General features: G+C 61.9%; 1 protein-coding gene. It reads right to left on the reverse strand.

What is annotated here, in order from left to right; translation table 11 throughout:
• Positions 1 to 89: 89 nt before the first annotated feature.
• The gene (gene ltrA / locus AC0699_RS39650) at positions 90 to 1,355 is read right to left on the reverse strand and encodes a group II intron reverse transcriptase/maturase (RefSeq protein WP_478671564.1); all 1,266 of its coding nucleotides are present in this window, start codon (positions 1,353 to 1,355) and stop codon (positions 90 to 92) included.
• Between the last annotated feature and the right edge of the window lie 587 nt (positions 1,356 to 1,942).

The raw sequence follows: 1,942 nt of genomic DNA on the forward strand, positions 1-1,942 counted from the left end.
TGAGTCGAGTAGCCGAGGGGAATCTCACCCCTCGGCTCTCCCAGAACGGAGCGTGACAATCTCTCGTCACTCCGCTCTTGTCATCCTGATCACCAGGCCAATGCGGCAAGTGTTGTGTCCGGCCAGTGCGCGAACATCCGCGGATACCGCTGGGCGATCTCCTGGAACTTCGCGATAGCCTTCCGCAACGGCGCCAGCCGTCGATACTTCCTGCGGATCCAGCGCACCAAGTAGGCGTTGATACGCTGAAGGAACGGGATCAACACCCAACGGCCGTAGCGGCCGTAGTAGTTGAGCCACCCCGCAACGACGGGATTGATCCGCCGCGCGAGATCTGTGAGAGTCGAACCGGTGCGGTGTTGCAGCCGCCAGGAGCGGACTTCCGCACTGATCTTCTTCAGAGCGTCCTTGCTGATCGCCGGGGAGAAGGACAGAAATGTCTGCCCACTCTGGCTCGTCCGGCTTGCTCTGGCGCGGAAGGTGTAGCCGAGGAACGTGAACTCCATGTGCTCGTACGAGCCACGGCGCTTCGCGTCCCGGCAGTACACGATCCGGGTCTTGGCCGGGTGAAGTTCCAGCCCGACCTCTTCCAACCTGTTGTGGAGCGCGGCCAGCACCTGGCGGGCCTGGCGCTCCGTGACGCAGTGCAGCACCGCGTCGTCCGCATAGCGTTCGAAGGTGACAGTCGGGAACTCCCGGTTCATCCACATGTCGAACGCGTAGTGCAGGAACAGATTCGCCAGCACGGGAGACACCGGGGCACCCTGAGGCGTCCCGCGTTCCCGTTCCAGCAGGCTGCCGTCGGACAGTTGCAGAGGTGCGGCGAGCCATCGCCGTACATACAAATTCACCCAGACGGCGTCAGTGTGTGCTCCCACTGCCTTGACCAGCAGGTCCCATCGGACGCTGTCGAAGAACTTCCGGATGTCGATCTCGATCACCCAGTCGCGCTTCCAACAGCGTTCCCGGCAGGCACCGACCGCGTCCAGCGCGGACCGGCCGGGCCGGTATCCGTAGCTGTCGGGATGGAAGATGGGATCCACCCGTCGCATCAGATGCCGAGCCGCAACGGTCTGCGCCACCCGGTCGGAGACACAAGGGATGCCGAGCATCCTCATGCCACCGCCGTGGGGCTTGGGAATTTCCACCGCGCGCACCGGAGATGGAAAGTACGATCCCGACGACATGCGGTTCCAGACCTTGTAGAGGTTGTTTCTCAGGTCCTTCTCGAACTCGTCGATGGACTCACCGTCCACACCTGGGGCGCCTTTGTTTGCCCTGACTTCCTCCCACGCCTCCTTCACTTCCCACTTCGAGATTTCGAACGGCTTGGCCTGTGACTTCAACCGGCCCATCGAATTCCTCCCAGATACTTCTGGTTGATACGACACACTCGGTCACGGATGACCCGGCCCCTTCGCTCCACCCCCATTACAGAAGCTTCGTCACTACTACGAGCCGGTCCGCCGGCGCGCCCCGCATCGGTACTCAACCCCTTGCGGTTTCGGCCGCTTGGGGCACTCCCTCTCGCCACCCGCGCTGGGTGGACGGTGTCGGGGCGCGCCTTCTCCTGTTCCATGCGAGAGCAGCAGACTGGGCTCACGTCGCCTTCATGCCGGACACCGCCTGACCAGTCGGTGGGCTCCCGTCAGGCTCATCCCGAGACAAACCAGAGTGCCTCGGTTTTGATGTCGTCTGATCTGTTTTCGACACGTCAGCAGCGATTCGCTTGCGCTCGTCTTCCCAGTCCCTACCTGACACCTCTTGGATGCCTTTTCCTTATCGCTCACCACGACAGTCTTCGGCTAACGCGGCATAAGGTGGTTTAGAGCCTCCCCCCACAGGGCGACTCTGAAGGGCCAGAATCCTTCATCTCTCGCACAGCATCATTTCCAGAAGCTGTCCTACTACCAACTCCTATCCATGTTCAGGACACACCCGG

It is taken from the genome of Streptomyces sp. NPDC043870 (genome assembly GCF_056435785.1).

Coding starts and splice junctions, on each gene's coding strand:
- ltrA (WP_478671564.1), bottom strand. CDS start 1,355: ATGGGCCGGTTGAAGTCACAGGCCAAGCCGTTCGAAATCTCGAAGTGG.